Annotated in this window: 6 protein-coding genes; all 6 read left to right on the plus strand. The window is 57.9% G+C overall.

What is annotated here, in order from left to right:
• Window positions 1–1760: Ig-like domain-containing protein (locus ACN0VL_RS14230; RefSeq protein WP_417618492.1), on the plus strand; the 1760-nt coding region annotated here is incomplete at its 5' end.
• Window positions 1761–3065: 1305 nt separating this feature from the next.
• Window positions 3066–11675, plus strand: coding sequence for an Ig-like domain-containing protein (locus tag ACN0VL_RS14235; protein ID WP_417618494.1), 8610 nt, complete (start codon window positions 3066–3068; stop codon window positions 11673–11675).
• 288 nt (window positions 11676–11963) lie between these two features.
• A complete protein-coding gene (locus ACN0VL_RS14240; RefSeq protein ID WP_417618496.1) occupies window positions 11964–14660 on the plus strand; it encodes a sulfotransferase in 2697 nt (898 codons plus the stop codon).
• 43 nt (window positions 14661–14703) lie between these two features.
• Window positions 14704–15987, plus strand: a complete 1284-nt coding sequence (locus ACN0VL_RS14245) for a TolC family protein (RefSeq protein ID WP_417618498.1) — start codon at window positions 14704–14706, stop codon at window positions 15985–15987.
• Window positions 15987–18257 carry an ATP-binding cassette domain-containing protein gene (locus tag ACN0VL_RS14250; protein ID WP_417618499.1) on the plus strand — a complete coding sequence of 757 codons (2271 nt, stop codon included), beginning with the start codon at window positions 15987–15989 and terminating at the stop codon, window positions 18255–18257. Before ACN0VL_RS14245 ends, ACN0VL_RS14250 begins: the two co-directional genes overlap by 1 nt.
• Window positions 18247–19461, plus strand: coding sequence for an HlyD family efflux transporter periplasmic adaptor subunit (locus tag ACN0VL_RS14255; protein WP_417618501.1), 1215 nt, complete (start codon window positions 18247–18249; stop codon window positions 19459–19461). Before ACN0VL_RS14250 ends, ACN0VL_RS14255 begins: the two co-directional genes overlap by 11 nt.
• Window positions 19462–20522: the final 1061 nt, after the last annotated feature.

Here is a 20522-nt window from a genome sequence, read left to right on the forward strand (position 1 = left end):
ACCTGTCGGGCAACGCGCCGTTGGCCGGCAAGGATTCGGCCAACTACGCCATCGACACCACCGAGCCGGTGGTGAGCCGCGTAACGCTGTCCGACTCAGCGCTGAAGGTGGGCGACACCGCCACATTAACTATCGTGTTTTCCGAGGCGGTGAAGGACTTCGATAACAGTGATGTCACCCTGGCCAATGGCACCCTGAGTGCGGTGACCAGCAGTGACGGTGGCATCACCTGGACCGGCACCTTTACCCCGAGCGATAACATTGAAGCGGCCGAGAACGTCATCAGCGTCGGCACAACCTTTACCGATCTGGCGGGCAACGCGCCGCTGGCCGGCAAGGATTCGGCCAACTACGTCATCGACACCAAGGCGCCGAGCGTCTCCATCAGCAGCAGTGCCGCGGCACTGAAAGCGGGTGAAACGGCCACCCTGACATTCACCTTCAGTGAGGCACCGACTGACTTTAGCGCTGATGATGTCAGCGTTGACAGTGGTGCACTGAGCGCGTTTACCGTAACCGGTGATCCTCGGGTGTACACCGCGAACTACACGCCGGCCGTTGACACGGAAGACGCCACCATGGCGGTGTCCGTGGGCAGCGGTTATAGCGATGAGGCGGGCAACACCGGTACCGGCAACAGCCTGCAGCTGGAAGTTGACACCCAGGCGCCGACCGTCGCCATTACCAGCAGTGCAGCGGCACTGAAAGCGGGTGAAACGGCCACCCTGACGTTCACCTTCAGTGAAGCACCGACCGACTTTAGCGCTGATGATGTCAGCGTTGACAGTGGTGCACTGAGCGCGTTTACCGTAACCGGTGATCCTCGGGTGTACACCGCGACCTACACGCCGGCCGTTGACACGGAAAATGCCACCATGGCGGTGTCCGTGGGCACCAGTTATAGCGATGCAGCGGGCAACACCGGTACCGGCAACAGCCTGCAGCTAGAAGTTGACACCAAGGCACCGACCCTGACCTCCTCCAGCCCCGCGGATGATGCTACCAATGTCGCAGTAGACAGTGATATCACGCTGACTTTTAACGAGGACATCGCCCTGGGTACCGGGAATATCGTTATAACCGACGGCACTCACACCATCACGATCGATGTCGCCAATCATGGAGGGCAGTTAAGCGTTGCGGGCAAAGAATTAACGATAAACCCTACGGTCGACCTGGCTAACCACGGTGCGACCTACAATGTGCAGGTTGCGCCCGGGGCTGTCACCGACGCGGCGGGTAACGGGTATGCGGGTATAACGGACGAGACGACACTTGATTTTGAGACCGCCCCCATCAATGTAGTGTTTGATTTAACCTCGGGCAAGAGTAGCAGTGGCGGTGATTCAGAGAGGAACTTCGAGGCGGGACAGAAATATGTCATCTATATAAAGGTGCATAGTACGAGTGAGGCGCTGACCTGGGACGGCACTGAGCAGTGGAACGGTGCCACTCATCTGGGCGCTGACGATAAAATCGTGTTGACCGGCAACGGTGCAGAGGTAGGGGGTAAGCTTAACAATAGCGTAATAAACCACGAATTAGCAGCCAACAGTGTAGCCTGGAGGTCAAGTCAACATCAGGCATTTGCTATCCATAATGACGGGAGAGTTGAACGCTACTTTGGTGGTGAGACGGGCCAGGTGATATCGGTAAGCGCCTTGTGGACAGGTAACTGGGGTGTTAGACCCAACTCTAACGTCACACTAGGTCAGGCTTATATGACCGCTTTACCTACATCTATCGCACTGCCAGTGTAAGTTAACGAGTCTATAAACTTGTCTGCATATGGCTGTAATCCAGCCGCTAGCCATCGCGCCGGGCTGGTACCTAATACTATGAGGTTTCAGCGCGTGTTGTTATAAGGTTCCGGGGGCGCGTCACAGAGCCCTGGTGATTAAAGGCATAGCCGAGCCAGGCTGTACCTTTAATCAGCCTGGCAATACCGATTTTTCGGATGTTGGCAGAAACCAAAGAAATTAAAAAACTGATTGATTTGTTTCATTACGCGGCGTAACAGGTGGCGTGTTTTGCACAACATGAACCAGTCATCCCTGTAGAGAGCCATGTAACGAACAGGGTGAAGTTGAGGTTGTTAGCTGCAGTGTTTGTCAACAGATCCTAATTGAAACGGGGAGAACAAGGGCTAAGTACACACCCTCTGCGGATGCATAATCGAGGCGTGTGAATATTACGCCACCTTCACACTGTAATTAAGGCGTCGGCCTGATAAATTTAGCACTATGGGGCATTTATATAGTCGGCCAGTTGTTCTAACCATTGGTGTTTATTAAGTGTATGTCTCTTTTTTTAAGGTTTTTCCAAGTGGTAAGGTCTTACCAAGTCAACGTTTGTTCTTGGGCCTTTATCTTGATTTTCTGAGAGTTGTGTGAATTCCGTGGCAAAGAAGCCTCTAACCTTTAAAAGAACTGACCACTTACTGACCTCATTCTCGAAAATCAATGAAACAAACAGGATTTTATTAACACTATCAGCAGGTTACGATTTGTAAAATATTAATTAAGGGCAATTAGGTCAGTAGTCAATATGGGTTGCGTCATGTTACTTAAGTCATGCCGCATAATCGCTGTGGTCTGAGTATACAGTGTGGCCACCGATTGTTTGCTACCACGGTGGTCTGTTGGGTGAGTGCAGCAGGTTGGGCTGGGCAGCATGTACTGTAGAGCCTGAGTCAGGATTTTAAGTGCCAGAACGATGCAGGTTCTATCTGTGTTTTTCAATAAAATATTCCCCGTGACGATGAAGTAACTAAAATGGACTGACGAACCAAGGTAATTAGAGCAGGCCATTGCAAAGGTAACGCACTTCATTCGTCGGTGCCCTTATTAAAAAATATTACTAAAATATTATCGGTGGGTGGTCGCGAGGGTAATAAATAACTATGCGTTCAAGTGAATCTTTGGCTAATATACGGTTGTAGCATTACTTAAATTACCCATTCCGGCTGTTTGTTGACTGTGTTAGTGACTATTTTTTTGCGCTTGTTGCTAAGCAGGTTTTTTGTCAGAAGCCTGTAATAAGTCACCATGTAAATGGAGTTTATAATGAAAAACCTGATCCTGATTGAAATACGTGATGGCAAGCATGTGATAGAGCATGCGCTGACACAGCTACAAACTCTGATTGCCCAGCCAGGAGCCGTTTACACCCTGGTTGATAAAGACAGTCAGACTCCACCGCAAGAACTGGTGCTCAAGCGTAAGGGGAATAACCTTGAAGCGGAAGTCGAACAGCAGCTGGTGGCGCGTATCGAGGGATTTTATGATGAGGATCTTGCGGCAACATATAGCCTTGATGGCTCCTTAACACCCGCCGATGGCATGGTTCTGGGCAGTGCGGATGCCAGTGTGGCGGCGACCGGTGCCGAAGGAGAAGTGGTGTGGCAGGCTGGAGGGGTCGAATCGAGTGGCTTGACGGCTTTTAACAGTGGATTGGGTGCCATCACCCTCATTGGCGGAGGCGTGGCGCTTGCTGCTGCCGGTGGAGGTTCAAGTGCAAGTGAGAGTACGAAAGATAGTACGAGTGCTTCAACGGATTATGAGCTGACGATTGCGGCTGCGGCTGGGCCATTTCAATCGGCCATGGCCGTTGAGGTCTATGACGAGGCCGGTAATCTGCTAGCCAACGGAGAGTACAATGCCGACACAGGCCAGTTCAAGGTATCGATCACCAACGGTTATCGGGGGCCTTTACTGGTCGTGTTAATCGACACCAATGGTGATGCAGGTGACTATCTGGACGAAGCCAGTAATACGCTGGTCAGCCTGGACGGGTCGTTGCGGGCCATGGCCTATGCCGACGGAGGAAGTGATGTTCATGTTAGCGTGACGCCGTTAACGGAGCTGGCCGTGCGCACCGCCGGTATCAGTGGCAACCAGGTGACAGAAGACAATCTGGCGGTCAACGACCAGATAGCCGAATTGTTTGGTGTGAGCAACATCCTGGCACCAGTGGTCACTGTGCTTGAAGGCAGTTACAACCCTGAAGACGGGATCAACGAGGCGGAGCTTTACGGGAACGTTCTGGCGCTGTTGTCGGGGGTGGATCAGCACAGCGGCGGTTTGTTCAACTCTCTCGCTCAGTTACAGAGCGGGATCACGATACAGGACAATGGCAAGCTGGCCATATCCCAGGCGACGGTCGAGCTGCTTGCCAGCGGTGTAGATGCCTTTCAATCCGGTGCCAACGCCGACAAGGCAGAACTGTCCCAAGTGCTGATACAGCCACCAGTGGTCTCGGCTGCAGCCGGAGGCATTAACGCCGCCGAAAAAATGGCCGGTGTCGAGGTGGGAATAAAAGGAGTACAGGCCGGAGACACGGTCACCCTGCAATGGGGAAGCCAGGTCTATATCAGCAAGATAGTGGCGGAAGCCATTAACAGCGCAGGAAGGGTATTGCTCACTGTGCCAGGCAGTGTGGTTGAAGCAGCAGGTGATGGCACTGTGGCCGTGAGCTATCACATTAATGATAAGGCTGAAAGTCCGGCAGTATTGATTGCAGTGGACACCCTTGCGCCAGCGGCTCCCACCATGACTCTGGCTGCCGATAGCGGCAGTTCTGCCAGCGATGGTATCAGTCAGCAAGGTTCCATCAATGTCGGCCTGGCGTCGGATGCATCCAGCTGGGAATACAGCCTGGATGGTGGTCATACCTGGTCTGCTGGCTCAGGTACCCACTTTGAATTGCCCGATAACCGCCGCTATGAAGTGGATGATGTTCAGGTGCGTCAGCTCGACAGCATGGGTAATGTCTCTGATGTGACCAGCAATAACTCAGCGATCACGATAGACACCACCGAGCCGGTGGTCAGCAGCGTGAGTCTGTCTGACAGCGCTCTGAAAGTAGGCGAGACGGCCACATTAACTATCGTGTTCTCCGAGGCGGTGACCGGCTTTAGCAACGCCGAGATCACCCTGGCCAATGGCACCCTGAGCGACGTGACCAGCAGTGACGGTGGCATCACCTGGACCGGCACCTTTACCCCGAGCGATAACATTGAAGCGGCCGAGAACGTCATCCGCGTCGGCACCGGCTTTACCGATCTGGCGGGCAACGCGCCGCTGGTCGGTGGCAGCACCGAGAACTACAGCATCGACACCAAGGCGCCGAGCGTCTCCATCGGCAGCAGTGCCGCCGCACTGAAAGCGGGTGAAACGGCCACCCTGACATTCACCTTCAGTGAAGCACCGACTGACTTTAGCGCTGATGATGTCAGTGTTGACAGTGGTGCTCTGAGTGGTTTTGCCGTAGCCCCCGAAGATCCACTGGTTTACACCGCGACCTACACACCGGCCGTTGCCACGGAAAATGCCGCCATGGCGGTGACCGTGGGCACCGGTTATAGTGATGCGGCGGGCAACACCGGTACCGGCAATAGCCTGCAGCTGGCCGTTGATACCAAGGCGCCGACGCTATCCTATTCGTCGATGGTGCAACTCGGGGCCAACGGTCGTGGTACTGATCCCCAGGTCAGCGCCGTCGGTAGCGACGGGGCCTATGTCGTTACCTGGCGCCAGGGCTACGACAGCATCTTTGTGCAGCGCTTCAACGCCGACGGCACCATAACGGGCAACGCGCCGGTTCAGCTCGAGGCCATCAGCAAGCCCAACGGTTACGATACGGACCCCCAGGTCAGCGCCGTCGGTAACGACGGGAGCTATGTCGTCACCTGGAGCGGTGTCGACAGCGAGGGCGACCACAGCATCTTCGTGCAGCGCTTCAACGCCGACGGCACCATAACAAACAACGCGCCGGTTCAGCTCGAGGCCATTGGCAACTCCATCAATAATGATATTACCCCCCAGATCAGCGCCGTCGGCAGCGACGGGGCCTATGTCGTCACCTGGAGCGGTGTCGACAGCGAGGGCGACTGGAGCATCTTTGTGCAGCGCTTCAACGCCGACGGTACCATAACGCATAACGCACCGGTTCAGCTCGAGGCCATCGGCAACCCCGACGGTGGTAGCGATACTGACCCCCAGATCACCGCTGTTGGCAGCGACGGGGCCTATGTCGTCACCTGGCAAGGCTACTACCACGAGTGGGACCACGGCATCTTCGTGCAGCGCTTCAACGCCGACGGCACCATAACGAACAACGCGCCGGTTCAGCTCGAGGCGATTGGCAGTAGCAACGATCGTGATTATGCTGCCCGGGTCAGCGCCGTCGGTAGCGACGGGGCCTATGTCGTCACCTGGTACGGCAACAGCACGAAGGGCTACGACAACCTCTTTGTGCAGCGCTTCAACGCTGACGGTAGCACAACGAACAACACGCCGGTTCAGCTCGAGGCGCCTGTCAACCCCTTGACGTCTTACCGCTATATCCCCCAAGTCACTGCCGTCGGCAGTGACGGAGCCTATGTCGTCACCTGGCACGGCTACTACAACGGGGGGGACCACGGCATCTTCGTGCAGCGCTTTAACGCCGACGGCACCACAACAAACAACGCGCCGGTTCGGCTCGATGCCATCGGCAACCCCGACGGTTACAATGCTGCCCCCCAGGTCAGCGCCGTCGGTAACGACGGGGCCTATGTCGTCACCTGGTACGGCACCGACAGCGAGGGTGACAGGAGCATCTTCGTACAGCGTGTTAATGCCGATGACACGATTGGCAACAACGCGCCGGTTCGGCTCGATGCCCCCAACGGTCTTGATACTGGTCCCCAGGTCAGCGCCGTCGGTAACGACGGGGCCTATGTCGTTACCTGGCAAGGCGTCGGCAGTGAGAGCGGCACCAACACCAGCATCTTCGTGCAGCGTTTTTATGCCGACGGCACGCTGGACAGTCCTGTCACCATCAATGCCGCCAGCCTCGCGACGGCAACCACCCGCGTACAGAGCAGCGAAGCCGGCACCGCCTACCTGGTTAACAGCAGCGTCACGGTAAGCGAACTGTCCGACATCACCGGTGCGGCAGACAACCTGTGGAACGAGGCGACCATTACCGAAGCAAGCACGGTCACCGAACTGGCCGCCGCCGGTCTGGCCGATGGCGACTATGTCCTCTATACGGCCGACGAAGCCGGCAACCTGTCCGCGCCATCGCCGGTGCGGATGACAGTCGACGCCACAGAACCGATGGTCAGCAGCGTTGTACTGTCTGATACCGCCCTGAAGGTAGGCGAGACTGCCACATTAACTATCGTCTTCTCCGAGGCCGTGACCGGCTTTACAAACGACGATATCGCCCTGGCGAACGGCACCCTGAGCGATGTAACCAGCACTGACAATATCACCTGGACCGGTACCTTTACGCCGAGCAACGATATCGAAGCTGCCACTAACGTCATCAGTGTTGGCACCACGTTTACCGACCTGTCGGGCAACGCGCCGTTGGCCGGCAAGGATTCGGCCAACTACGCCATCGACACCACCGAGCCGGTGGTGAGCAGCGTAACGCTGTCCACCACGGAACTGAAGGTGGGCGACACCGCCATCCTGAGCATCGTGTTTTCCGAGGCGGTGACCGGCTTCGATAACAGCGACATTAGCCTGGGCAATGGCACCCTGAGCGACGTGACCAGCAGTGACGGTGGCGTGACCTGGACCGGCACCTTTACCCCGAGCGACGATGTGGAGAATGCGTCCAACGTGATCCGCATCGGCACCGGCTTCACCGATCTGGCGGGCAACGCCCCTGAGTCCGGACTGGATACCGCTAACTACACCATCGACACCACCGAGCCAGTGGTCAGCAGCGTTGTATTGTCTGATACCGCCCTGAAAGTGGGTGAGACCGCTACATTAACTATCGTCTTCTCCGAAGCCGTGACCGGGTTTGGTAACAGTGACATCACCCTGGCCAACGGCACCCTGAGCGCAGTAACCAGCAGCGACGGTGGCGTGACCTGGACCGGTACCTTTACGCCAACTGATGATATTGAAGCTGCCACTAACATCATCAGTGTCGGCACCACGTTTACCGACCTGGCGGGCAATGCGCCGCTGGCCGGCAAAGATTCGGCCGAATTTGAGATCGACACGAAGGCACCGACAGTCAGCAGCGTTGCCATCAGCGGCGCGACCGGCGCGTTAAACAATACCCTCAACGCCGGCGATGTGGTGAGCGTCACCGTTACCATGAGTGACGCCACTAGCATTGATATCACTGACGGCATCCCCCAACTGGCGCTGAACATTGGCGACACTATAGTGCAGGCGGTTTACGACGGTGCCAGCAGCACCAGCACCGCGCTGGTGTTCAAGTACACCATCCTCGCCGATCAGGCTGACGCCAACGGCATCAGCATCGACGCCAACAGCCTCGACCTTAACGGTGGCACGCTCACCGATGCGGCCGGCAATACGGCTAACCTGGACCACGCTGAGGTAGCGGATAACGCCGGCTACCTGGTAGACACCACGGCACCGACCGTCAGCAGCGTTGCCATCAGCGGCGCGAGCGGTGTGCTCAACAACACCCTCAACGCGGGCGATGTGGTGAGCGTCACCGTTACCATGAGTGAAGCCACTAGCATTGGTACCACTGACGGCACTCCGCAACTGGCGCTGAACATTGGCGGCACGACCGTGCAGGCGATTTACGCCTCCGGCAGCGGTAGCACCGCGCTGGTGTTCCAGTACACCATCAGCAACGAAACTGACACCGACGGTATCAGCATCGACGCCAACAGCCTCGACCTTAACGGTGGCACGCTCACCGATGCGGCTGGCAATGCGGCCAACCTGAGCCACGTTGCGGTAGCGGATAACGGCAACTTCATGGTCGACACCACGGCGCCGACGCTATCCTATTCGACGATGGTTCAGCTCGAGGCCATCGACAAAACCGACGGACATGATTCTAGCCCCCAAGTTAGCGCCGTCGGCAACGGCGGGGCCTATGTCGTCACTTGGTATGGCCGCGACAGCGAGGACGACTTCAGCATCTTCGTGCAGCGCTTCAATGCTGACGGTACCACTGACGGCAACGCGCCGGTTCAGCTCGAGGCTATCGACAAAACCGACGGTAATGATTATGCCCCCCAAGTCAGCGCCGTCGGCAGCGACGGCGCCTATGTCGTCACCTGGTACGGCCACGACAGCGACAACAGTATCTTCGACAACAGCATCTTCGTGCAGCGCTTCAACGCCAACGGTACCACTGACGGCAATACGCCGGTTCAGCTCGAAGCTATCGGCAACACCACCGGTGATAATCGAAACCCCCAGGTCAGCACCGTCGGCAGCGACGGCGCCTATGTCGTCACCTGGTACGGCCACGACAGTGAGGGCGACTACAGCATCTTCGTGCAGCGCTTTAACGCCGCCGGCACCATAACCGGCAACGCACCGGTTCAGCTCGAGGCCATCGACAAAACCGACGGACATGATTCTAGCCCCCAAGTCAGCGCGGTCGGCAGCGACGGGGCCTATGTCGTCACCTGGTCTGGCACCGACAGCGAGGGCGACTCCAGCATCTTCGTGCAGCGCTTCAATGCCGACGGCACCATAACCGGCAACGTGCCGGTTAAGCTCGAGGCCATTGGCAACACCAAGGGGGATGATCTAAACCCCCAAATCACCGCCGTCGGCAACGACGGGGCCTATGTCGTCACCTGGTACGGCCAGGACAGAATCAGAAGTTCCGGGGGGCTTGGCACCCGCAACGGCGACTACAGTATCTTCGTGCAGCGCTTCAACACCGACGGCACGGTTGGCGACAACGTGCCCGTTAAGCTCGAGGCCATTGGCAACACCAAGGGGGATGATCGAAACCCCCAAATTACCGCCGTCGGCAGCGACGGGGCCTATGTCGTCACCTGGTATGGCCACGACAGGGGGGGCGATCACAGCATCTTTGTGCAGCGCTTCAACGCCGACGGCACCATTGACGGTAACACGCTGGTTCAGCTCGAGGCCATTGGCAACACCAGTGGTAATGATTATCGCCCCCAAGTCAGCGCCGTCGGCAGTGACGGGGCCTATGTCGTCACCTGGTATGGCCGCGACAGCGAGGGCGACGACAGCATCTTTGTGCAGCGCTTCAACGCCGAAGGCACCATAACCGGCAACGCGCCGGTTCAGCTCGAAGCCATCGGCAACACCACCGGTTATGATCAAAACCCCCAGGTCAGCGCCATCGGCAGCGACGGGGCCTATGTCGTCACCTGGCAAGGCGAAGACAGCGAAGGTGACTACAGTATCTTCGTGCAGCGCTTTAATGCCGACGGTACGCTGGCTGACTCTACCACCGTTAATGCCGCCAGCCTCGCGACGGCGACCACCCGCGTCCAGAGCAGCGAAGCCGGCACCGCCTACCTGGTTAACAGCAACGTTACGGTGAACGATCTGGCCGACATCACCGGTGCGGCAGACAACCTGTGGAACGCGGCGACAATTACCGGGGCAAACACTGACACCGACCTGGCTGTCGCCGGTCTGGCCGATGGTGATTACGTCGTCTATGCAGCCGATGCTGCCGGCAACCTGTCCGCAGCATCGCCGGTGCGGATGACTGTCGACACCACAGCGCCGGCGGCACCAGCCATCACCAGTGTCACCGACAACGTCGGCAATATTACCGGTACGGTCAGCAGTGGCGGGCACACTGATGATACTGCCCTGGTGGTGCGTGTCAGCCTGTCCGGCACTAACGCGGTCCCGGGTGACAGGGTGCAGCTGTATAACAATGTCGCTCTGTTGGGTAGCGCTGTGACTCTGAGCGGTTCTGATATCAGCAACGGTTACGTAGATATCACCACTCCGGCCTTGAGTGATAGCAGCAGTTACGTTTTTAACGCCGTGATTACCGATGTGGCCGGCAATGCCAGCCCGGCGTCGGCCAATCATACGGTGACGGTGGATACCACGGCGCCGACCCTGAGCGCATCCTCGCCAGGCGATGATGCCACCGGCGTGGCGCTGGACAGCAATATTACACTGACCTTTGACGAGAATATCGCGCTTGGCAGCAGCGGCACGATCACGGTAACTAACGGCTCGGATGAGCACATCATCAATGTGTCCAGCCATGACGGCCAGTTGTCGGTGTCGGGCAGCACCTTGACCATCAACCCAACGGCAGATCTGAGTGCGGGTGGCAGTAACTACCATGTGCTGGTCAGCGATGACGCTATTACCGACACGACCGGCAATGCCTTTGCTGGCATCAGCGATAGCACCACGGTGGGTTTTACGACAGAGATAGTGTTTAGCGGTGATACCAGCGTGGTGGTGTTCAATTTGGTGGAAGGAGTGTCGTCGGATCATAGCGACCGCACCTTCGACGCGAATACGACATACACCATCTATATCCGTGTTAATAGTACGTCATCGGCGTTGAGCACTGACGGCATAGGCCCCGTTGACACAAGCACATGGGGAAAGTGGTCGGGTGCTGAGAATCTTGGAGCCGATGATGTTGTGGTTTTGGTTGGAACCGGGAATCCGGTGAGAGGGTTTTGGAGTAGCACCGTGTCGAATATTCAGGGATCCGGGAATACGTTTGACTGGAATACCTCCTCAGAATGGGCAGCAAGGGTTGAGGATAATGGCTTTTTCCAGCGTGCTTATATGTTTGCTAAAGGTAACGTCGATCTTTGGAACGGGGTGGCTGAGATAGGCCTTCTAGGGCCAGGGAAGCAATTCGGTGATGTTTACAAGACCAACATGCCTGCAGGCATGCTCACATCGCAGGGACTGGCCTGATGGCGCCAGAACCGCGGGACGGGTAAATGCCGGCCTGTACGGCCGTGCACCAGGTTTGCCAGCGTATCCGTTATGCCACCGCCCGCCACTGTATTTGTTGTCTTGAATAACGTAGCTGGCGGGCCTGCTCATAAAACCGGTGTCAGCAGATCATCCATCAAGTGCAGGTAACGAAGCTGTCTACGTGTGCTCGGTTTTTTGTCCAGCGTCTGCAGATGATAATCCGCCAGCTGTGGGCTTAATGGGCAACATCTCTTGTTAACCACTATTAACCAAAAGAGTCTTGATTTGGCTTACCTCAATATTCTCCGCCAGTTGGCGGATCAACAACAGTATGAGCTGCTGCAGGCGAATGCGCAGGGTTACCTGGATGAAACCGGTGATCATCAGGTGCTGCCCTTGCTCGCTCTGGCTCATGCTCACATGGGGGCGCGCAGCGAGGCCGAAGCGGTACTGGATCGGGTGCAGGCTGCTCGGGAGCCGCTGGCGCTGGATGCGCGGGTGGATCTGGCCGGGGTTTATTGCCTGCTGGGGCGTATTGACGAGGCCGAGGCGGTGCTGGAGCATGCTCTGGCGAGCGAGCCCGGCCATGCGTTGGCGCTGGCCAGGCTGGCCTGGTGCCGACTGCAGCAAGGGCAGTTGGCACAAGCCTGTACCCTGTATCAGCGCTCTGCCGCGATAGCCCCGCAGCGATTACTGGTGTGGATGGCATTGACGCGTTTGCAGTTGCAAGCCTGTGATTACCTGGCTGCACAGCAGGCACTGGACAGCGCAATCAGTCGTATTGAAGCCACCATCACCGAGCTGCCAGAAGGGGTGGCCCGCGAGTTCACCGCCCAACTGCGCGGTCTGCAGTTGGAGATCTGGGTCGCTACCGATGCCCTGGCACAAGCCGAGCAGTGGCTGGATGCGCGCCGCGAAACGCTGCCGGAGGATGAATGGTGTGGCCTGGTACTGGGCTATTCGACCCTACTGGCTGGTAAGGAGCGCCATGCCGAGTCGGAAGAAGCGCTGGGTAATGGCTTGAAGTACTACCCGCACAATCTGGCGTTGATATCACAACTGGCCGAGTTGGCCCAGCTGCAGGGGCGTACCATGCAGGCGGTGCAGCTGCTGCGGCGTTCGATCCGGTTAGCCAAGACGCAGGATGATACGCAGCAGAGCAAACAGATCGGCCTGTGGGTGCGCCTCTCCAGTGCCTGTTTGCAGCAGCTGGACCAACAGGCACGTCACGCCGCCGATAAAGCGATCGAACTGGCCGACGCGTTGCAGGAAAGTGAAACCACCCCCGAGGCGATGATCCGTCAATTACGCCTGCAAGCACGCAATGCCCTGGCGCAGGTCGAGAGCCAGACGCAGAACTTTGACGTAGCAGACGTCCTGTTTCGCGCACTGCTCGATGAAGCTCCCTATTTTTTACCGGCACTGCAGGGGCTGGGGCAGCAGCAGATGCAACGGGGTAACATCGATGAGGCCGTGGAGTTGTTTGAGCGGATCAAACAAATTGATCCGGCCAAGGGCTACTCCTCGCTGATCAATGCCCGGCGCTTTCCTGACGACGAAGCGACCCTGGAAAAAATCGAACGGGCCGCCCGCCAGCCGAGCCTGGAAGGGGAGGTGCGTAGCGGGCTGTTGTTGCAACTGGCCGCCGCCTGGGAAAAACGCCAGGACTATGACACAGCCTTTGCGCTGGCGAGGGAAGCCAACAATGCCAGCAAAAAGCGCCTGAGTTATGATGCCAAAGCCCACCGCAACCAGTGTGCCAGAATACGCCATGCCTTCTGCAAGGCCCTGTATCAACACAGGCCCGAACGCGGGGTGGATTCGACCTTACCGGTATTCGTGCTGGGCATGCCGCGCTCGGGTACCACCCTGGTGGAGCAGATTCTGGCCGGTCACAGCCGGATCTTCGGCGCCGGCGAGCTCGGGGTCATTCCCAGTCGGATCCAGGGCCTGAATCGCTGGGAACGACATGTGGGCTCGGGGCGCAGCTATCCCGATTGTGTGGATGATCTGACCCCTTATGTTAGTGCCGGGATTGCCAACGGCATACTGGATGAGCTGCGTGAACTGGCAGCGACCGACAAGCCGGAAGCCTGTCATGTGGTGGACAAGCTGCCGCACAATTTTGAAAATATCGGCCTGATCAAATTTCTGTTCCCCCATGCCCGGATCATCTCGGTACGCCGCGACCCGCGCGATATCGCGATCTCCAACTATTTTACCGATTATCAGGCCAAGCACGGCGGCATGGGCTTTGCCTACGATTTAACCTGGATCGGCGAGCAACTGGCCGATCACAATATGATGATGCACCACTGGCAGCAGCTGTTTCCCGGTGAGATTCTGGAGATCAACTACGAAGATGTGGTCGAGGATCTGGAAGGCAGCGCCCGCAAGATGCTCGATTATATCGGCGTCGACTGGGAGCCGCAGGTGTTGGCCTTCAACGAGCTGGATCGCCCGGTCAAAACCGCCAGTGTCTGGCAGGTGCGCCAGCCGGTGTATAACACCTCCAAAGCCAAGTGGCTGCGTTACAAAAACCAGCTGACACTGCTGATTGCCGGCACCAATGCCAAGATCTGCCCCGAGCCGATTGATGACATGATCAGCCTGCCCGAACCCGGTTTTCTGACCGATGGTGTGGCGCTGTTTCGCCAGGGCGATCTCGACGGCGCCGAACTGAGCTTTAAGAAAATGCTGCATCACAACCCTGACCACGCCGCCTGCCGTTACATGGTGGGACTGATCTACCTGCAGAAGGGCCATTTGCAGGACGGCATCGAGTTTATCGAAACTGCGCTGGAAAAAGCCCCCTGGCAGAAGGAGTGGCGTGAAAACCTCATTAAAGCCTATGAACTGGTGGGCGAGCCGGATAAAGCGGCGGCGATGCAGGCGAGTAGGGCCCACCAACAGGCAGACACAAGGTGGACCGATAACATGGATCTGGATACGCAGCCGATGACCCTGTCACAGAGCGATTAACCGTTTTTTCAATTCAAACACACGAATATTCAGGATGTTAAATATGATAGCAGTACGAACAGGGTTGTTCGTCGTGTGCCTGTCGGCAAGCCATCTTGCTGGTGGTGTTGTGCAGGCCGCCCCGAATGTCACTCAAGCACAAGTCCAGGTTCAGGCCGCGCCCGATGGCTTGCCCGCCGCGCTGCGCGCGGTCATTCGCCACCACCCGGCAGTAAAAGGTCAGCTGGCCGAGCGGGATGCCCGGCAGTATGCCATAGACAGTGCCAAGGCCGGGCGTCTGCCCTCGTTGTCGGCTCAGGCCAATAACCTGGATGATCAATATGAACAGGCGACGTTGCGACTGCAACAGCCGTTGTGGGCATTTGGCAAGATTGATTCCGACATCGCGCAGGCCCAGGCCAGCTTTAGTGCAGAGCAGCTGGCCGTGCTGCAAGTAAAGCGACAGCTGATTGAAGAGACTGCTGCCGTCTATGCCAAGGTGCAGGGGATACGGCAGCGAATGTTGGTGTCTGCCGAGAATGTCAGTGAAAACAACAAGCTCTATCGGCGTATTGAACGGCGTCAACAAGGGGAGCTGGCATCGGAGGCGGATGTGCGACTGGCCTATTCCCGGTTGTTGCAGGCACAAACCCTGCAGGCCACGGTTGAAAGCGAGCTGGCGGTGACCCTGGCCGAGTTGCAGGCACTGACGCAAGTTCCGGTGGCCGCCAAGACGGCGGTCACCGAGGAAGCACTGCGGGTGCCCTCGTTACCGATGGCAGAGCGGCAAGCTCTGGAGCACAGTGCCGAGGTAAGGGTAAAGCGTGCGAGGCTTAATGTGGCCTGGCTCGATATTGAAAAGGAAAAGGTGGCATCGCTGCCCACCGTGTATTTTCGGGTAGAGCAGGATCTGCTGGATAACCCCAGCGTCAGCGATGAAACCCGTGCCGGCCTGGTGATTGAAGGCAGTCTGGAAGGCCTGGGGCTGGTGGCTCGTGGCCGGGTGAGAGGTGCTCAGGCTCATCAGGAGGCGGCACAGCAGGATCTCGAGGTGGCCATGAACGAGGTCAGGCGACGCATTCAGGTGCTGATGCTGGATCGACAGGTAAAGCAGTCGTTGATGTCGTCCCAGCAGCTGGCGGTAGCCGCCGCCGAGGCCACCATGAACTCGTTTATGCGCCAGTACGAAACCGGCCGCAAGTCCTGGGTTGAACTGCTTAACACCCAGCGGGAATTGACCGAACAGCGTCTTCAGCTGGCTCAGCTCCGTAGTGAGTGGCAGATACTGTCGTTACGGGTGGCCGCCCTGACCGGTGGCCTGGATCAACTTGCAGAGGTGGATGCCTGATGACACATGCGATAAACCGGGAACCGGTACCGCCCGCCGCCATGGCTGAAGGAACTGAACATGACGCCGACACGGCGCAGCTGTTACAGCAGCCGATACCGGCACCGGCACTAAAGCTGTTACTGGACAGGCTCAAGGTATCGGTAGAAATGGGGGCGCTGCACCATGCCTGTGAACAGGCCCAGCAGACCTTGCCCGCCACACCACCGGCACAGAGAGCGGCCTTTATTTTCAAGGCATTGCAGCTGAAAAGGGTGCAGGTGGTGGCACTGCGTTGGCGCCGTTTTGATCAACGCCAGCTGCCGGCACTGGTGTTTTGTCAAAACCGATGGCAGCTGGTTGAACGGGCAGAGGATGGCAGGGTTACCCTGACCGATGCGCAGGGCCACAGCGAGCAGCACAAAGAAGCAATACTGGAAACGGCCACCGTGTTGTGGCTGCGGACAGCACCACAGCAGGAGTCGGCCTCTGTATTCTCCTTGCGGGGCAATATTGCCGCGCGGCTGGTGTGGGGCGAAATCTTCAAAAGCCGTCGCTGGGTGGGGGACGTGATGATAGCGACCCTGCTGGTGAATGTGCTGGCGATCTCCACCTCGCTGTTTGCCATGCAGGTGTACGACCGGGTGGTGCCAACCCTGGCCTATGCCACCCTGTGGACGCTGGTGATGGGCATGGCGATAGTGGTGGGCCTGGACTGGGTGCTCAAAAGCGTGCGAGCCCGTATTCTCGACAGCGTGGCCAGTGAGGTAGACAAGGCAGTCTCGCAGCAGGTGTTTGATCATGTGCTGCGTTTGCAGCTGGATACCCGGCCTCGCAGCCTGGGTACCCTGGCCGCGCAGGTAGGCGGGCTGGACGCGGTGAGGCAGTTTTTTTCTTCCGGCGTGATCTTTGTTCTGGTGGACATGCCTTTTGCACTGATGTTTATCGGATTTATCGCCCTTATCGGCGGGCATATCGGCTGGGTATATCTGTTGTTACTGCCGGTGGCCGCCATGCTGGGGTGGGTCACTCAGCTGCGGTTACGGCGCTTGATGCAGCAGCAGATGATGCGTGCCAACGAGCGGCAGGGCTTGCTGGTTGATGTGATCCAGGGGACCGAAAGCATACGTGCCAATAACGCCGGTTGGCGGTTTTCTGAACAGTGGCAAGCGCTGACGGCCTCCATTGCTCGCTATAGCATCCAGCAAAAAGCCATCAGTAACCTGGCCACCGTGACCACGGGGAGCCTGTCGACCATTGCCTATATCAGTGCTCTGGTGGTGGGGGTGAGTCAGATTGAAGCGGGTAACCTGAGCATGGGCGCTCTGATTGCCTGCAGCATACTGGGGGGGCGGGTAATAGCCCCGATCGCCCAGAGCGTGCAGTATCTGGCCCAGTGGCAGAATATTGCCCAGTCGTTGCAGCTGGTCAATCAGGTGCTGAAGCTGAACACCGAACGCCGCCCGGATCAGCAACTGCTGATGCCGGATCAGGCCCCGGAGCATATCGAGCTGGAGGGGGTACGTTTCAGCTATGCCGATTCGCCAGTGCAACAGCTGAATATTGACCATCTGCGTCTGAATGCCGGTGATCGCATCGCGCTGCTGGGGCCGATAGGGTCGGGTAAATCCACCCTGTTGAAAGTGCTGGCGGGGCTATATCGGCCCACGGCCGGGCGGGTGCGACTGGGCAATGCCGACCTGTGGGAAATCGACCCCAATGTGGTGGCCGATCAGGTTGCCTATTTACCGCAGGCGGTGCATTTGTTCAAGGGGACCTTGCGCAGCAACCTGGCCTTGTCCGGGGCGGTGAGTGATTCTCGTTTGTTACAGGTTGCCAGACAGCTGGGCATTGACAGAATTGCCGACGACAATCCGCACAGTATGGATCTGGCCATCAGTGAAGGGGGAGAAGGTTTGTCCGGCGGCCAGCGCCAGCTGGTGGGCCTGGGGCGGGTGTTTTTGGCGCAGCCCAAAATCTGGCTGCTGGATGAGCCCACGGCGTCACTGGACAATGACAGTGCACAGCAGGTTGTGCAGGCGCTCAAGGCTCATGTTCAGCCGCAGGATATTCTGTTGATTGCGACTCACAGACCGGCGCTGGCCAGCCAGTTGGCCAACCGGGTGCTGCTGATGCAAGGTGGCGAGGTGATTGCCGACGGCAAGCCCGAACAGGTGTTGCCACAGATCATGGCTACTCAATCCCGGCATGCAACCAGGAACAAGCCACCACAGATGCCGGAAGGTTATCGACCTGGCGGTTTGAACAAGGGACCCAATCATGTTATTTGACCGTTTTTTTGCTGATGATGGCGACGCAAACAGCGCCACCGTTGCCCGGTTGGAAAATTACCATCGGCGCCGTTACTCGCTGGTTTTGTGGCTGTTGTTGGCAGGGCTGCTGGCCTTTGTTGCCTGGGCCTTTGTGTTTCGTATTGATCAGGTGGCTCGGGCCACCGGTGAAGTGATTGCCAGCAGCCGGGTGCAGATCATTCAGGCGGTGGATGGTGGGGTACTGGCCACGCTGAATGTGAAAGAAGGCGATAAGGTGGAACCGGGGCAAGTGCTGGCCGAGCTGGATAAAACCCGGTTTGGGGCTTCGGTCAAGGAGATTGAAGCCCGCTTGTCGGCGTTAAAAGCGAAGGCGGTTCGCTTGCGGGCCGAAGTGACCGAGGCGAAGCTGCTGGTGTTTCCTGATGCTTTGCTGGGGTTTTCCGAACAATTGCGGGTAGAGCGGGCGTTGTTTCAGCAACGACGGACCGGTTTGGCGGAGGAGTTGAGAACCCTAAAGGTAGCGATGAATCTGGCTCGGGAAGAATTGACTCTGGTCAGGCGTCTTGCGAGGACGGGTGACGTGAACCGTTCGGAAGTGATCCGTGCCGAGCGGGCGGCCAACGATGCCGAGTCACAGTTGATTATCCGTAAAAACCGGTTTATGGAAGAAGCCAGTGCCGAGTTGACCCGGGCCGAAGACGAGATTGCACAAAACGAGCAGGTGCTGGCCCAACGTCAACAACAGCTGGATGACAGTGTGTTCAGGGCGCTGGTGCCCGGCATTGTAAAAAATATTCGCGTCACCACGGTTGGCGGTGTGCTGCGGGGGGGAGAGGAGCTGATGCAGATCATTCCCGTAGGGGATGAACTGGTGATCGAGACCAAGGTTCGTCCGGCAGATATTGGCCAGGTTCACCCCGGGCTGGATGCCACCATTCGTTTTGATCCCTTTGATTACACCATTTACGGCGGGGTAAAAGGGGAGGTGATCTATGTGAGCGCAGACACCCTTAAAGAAGACACCCGGCAGGGGGAGGAAATTTATTACCGGGTACATGTTTTGACCCACACCAACCCGGTGACCACCACCACAGGGCGTGAACTGGATATATTGCCTGGCATGACCGCCCAGGTGGATATCCGTACCGGTGATCGTACCGTACTGGATTTTTTGCTGAAACCACTGCGAAAAACCCTGTCCGAGTCATTTGGCGAGAGGTAAGGGCGTTCAGGAAGACAGTGGCCTGCAAAGTCACTGGCCCCCGTCCCCGAGTGTGATACTCCCGTCAACTTCCTGCCGTCTTTCCCGTGAAGACGGGAATCCAGGGCGGGTGGTGCAGAACGGTCAGCCTGCGAGTGGCCTGCAAAGACGCTGGGCCCCGTCCCCGTCCCCGCCTTCGCGGGGATGACGTTCCTTCGCGAGGATGACGTTCCTTCGCGAGGATGACGTTCCTTCGCGAGGGGATGGCTTACGTATGATACTCCCGCGAACTTACTGTCGTCATTCCCGTGAAGACGGGAATCCAGGGCAGGTGGCGCGGAACGGTCAGCCTGCGGGTGGCCTGCAAAGTCACTGGACCCCCGCCTTCGCGAGGGTGACGGTGTAAGTGTGGTATTCCCGCGCATCCACTATCGTCTTTCCCGCGAAGGCGGGAATCCAGGGCGGGTGGTGCAGAACGGTCAGCCTGCGAGTGGCCTGCAAAGTCACTGGACCCCCGCCTTCGCGAGGGTGACGTTCCTTCGCGGGGGTGATGACTTACGTATGATACTCCCGCGAACTTACTGCCGTCATTCCCGTGAAGACGGGAATCCAGAGCAGGTGGCGCGGAACGGTCAGCCTGCGGGGGCCTGCAAAATCACTGGACCCCGTCCCCGCCCCCGCCTTCGCGGGGATGACGTTCCTTCGCGAGGGGACGACTTACGTATGATACTCCCGCGAGCTTACTACCGTCATTCCCGTGAAGACGGGAATCCAGGGCTGGTGGCGCAGAACGGTCAGCCTGCGGGGGCCTGCAAGGTCACTGGGCCCCGTCCCCGTCCCCGCCTTCGCGGGGATGACGTTCCTTCGCGAGGGGACGACTTACGTATGATACTCCCGCGAACTTACTGCCGTCTTTCCCGTGAAGACGGGAATCCAGGGCGGGTAGCGCAGAACGGTCAGCCTGCGGGTGGCCTGCAAAGTCACTGGACCCCCGTCCCCGCCTTCGCGCTGAGGGATCCCCAAAAAAATAGGCAGGCATGGTAGATTATCTCTTTTGTTAATCGCCAAAAAAACAAAGAGGA

Source organism: Oceanisphaera sp. (assembly GCF_048268965.1).
Classification (GTDB): Bacteria; Pseudomonadota; Gammaproteobacteria; order Enterobacterales; family Aeromonadaceae; genus Oceanimonas.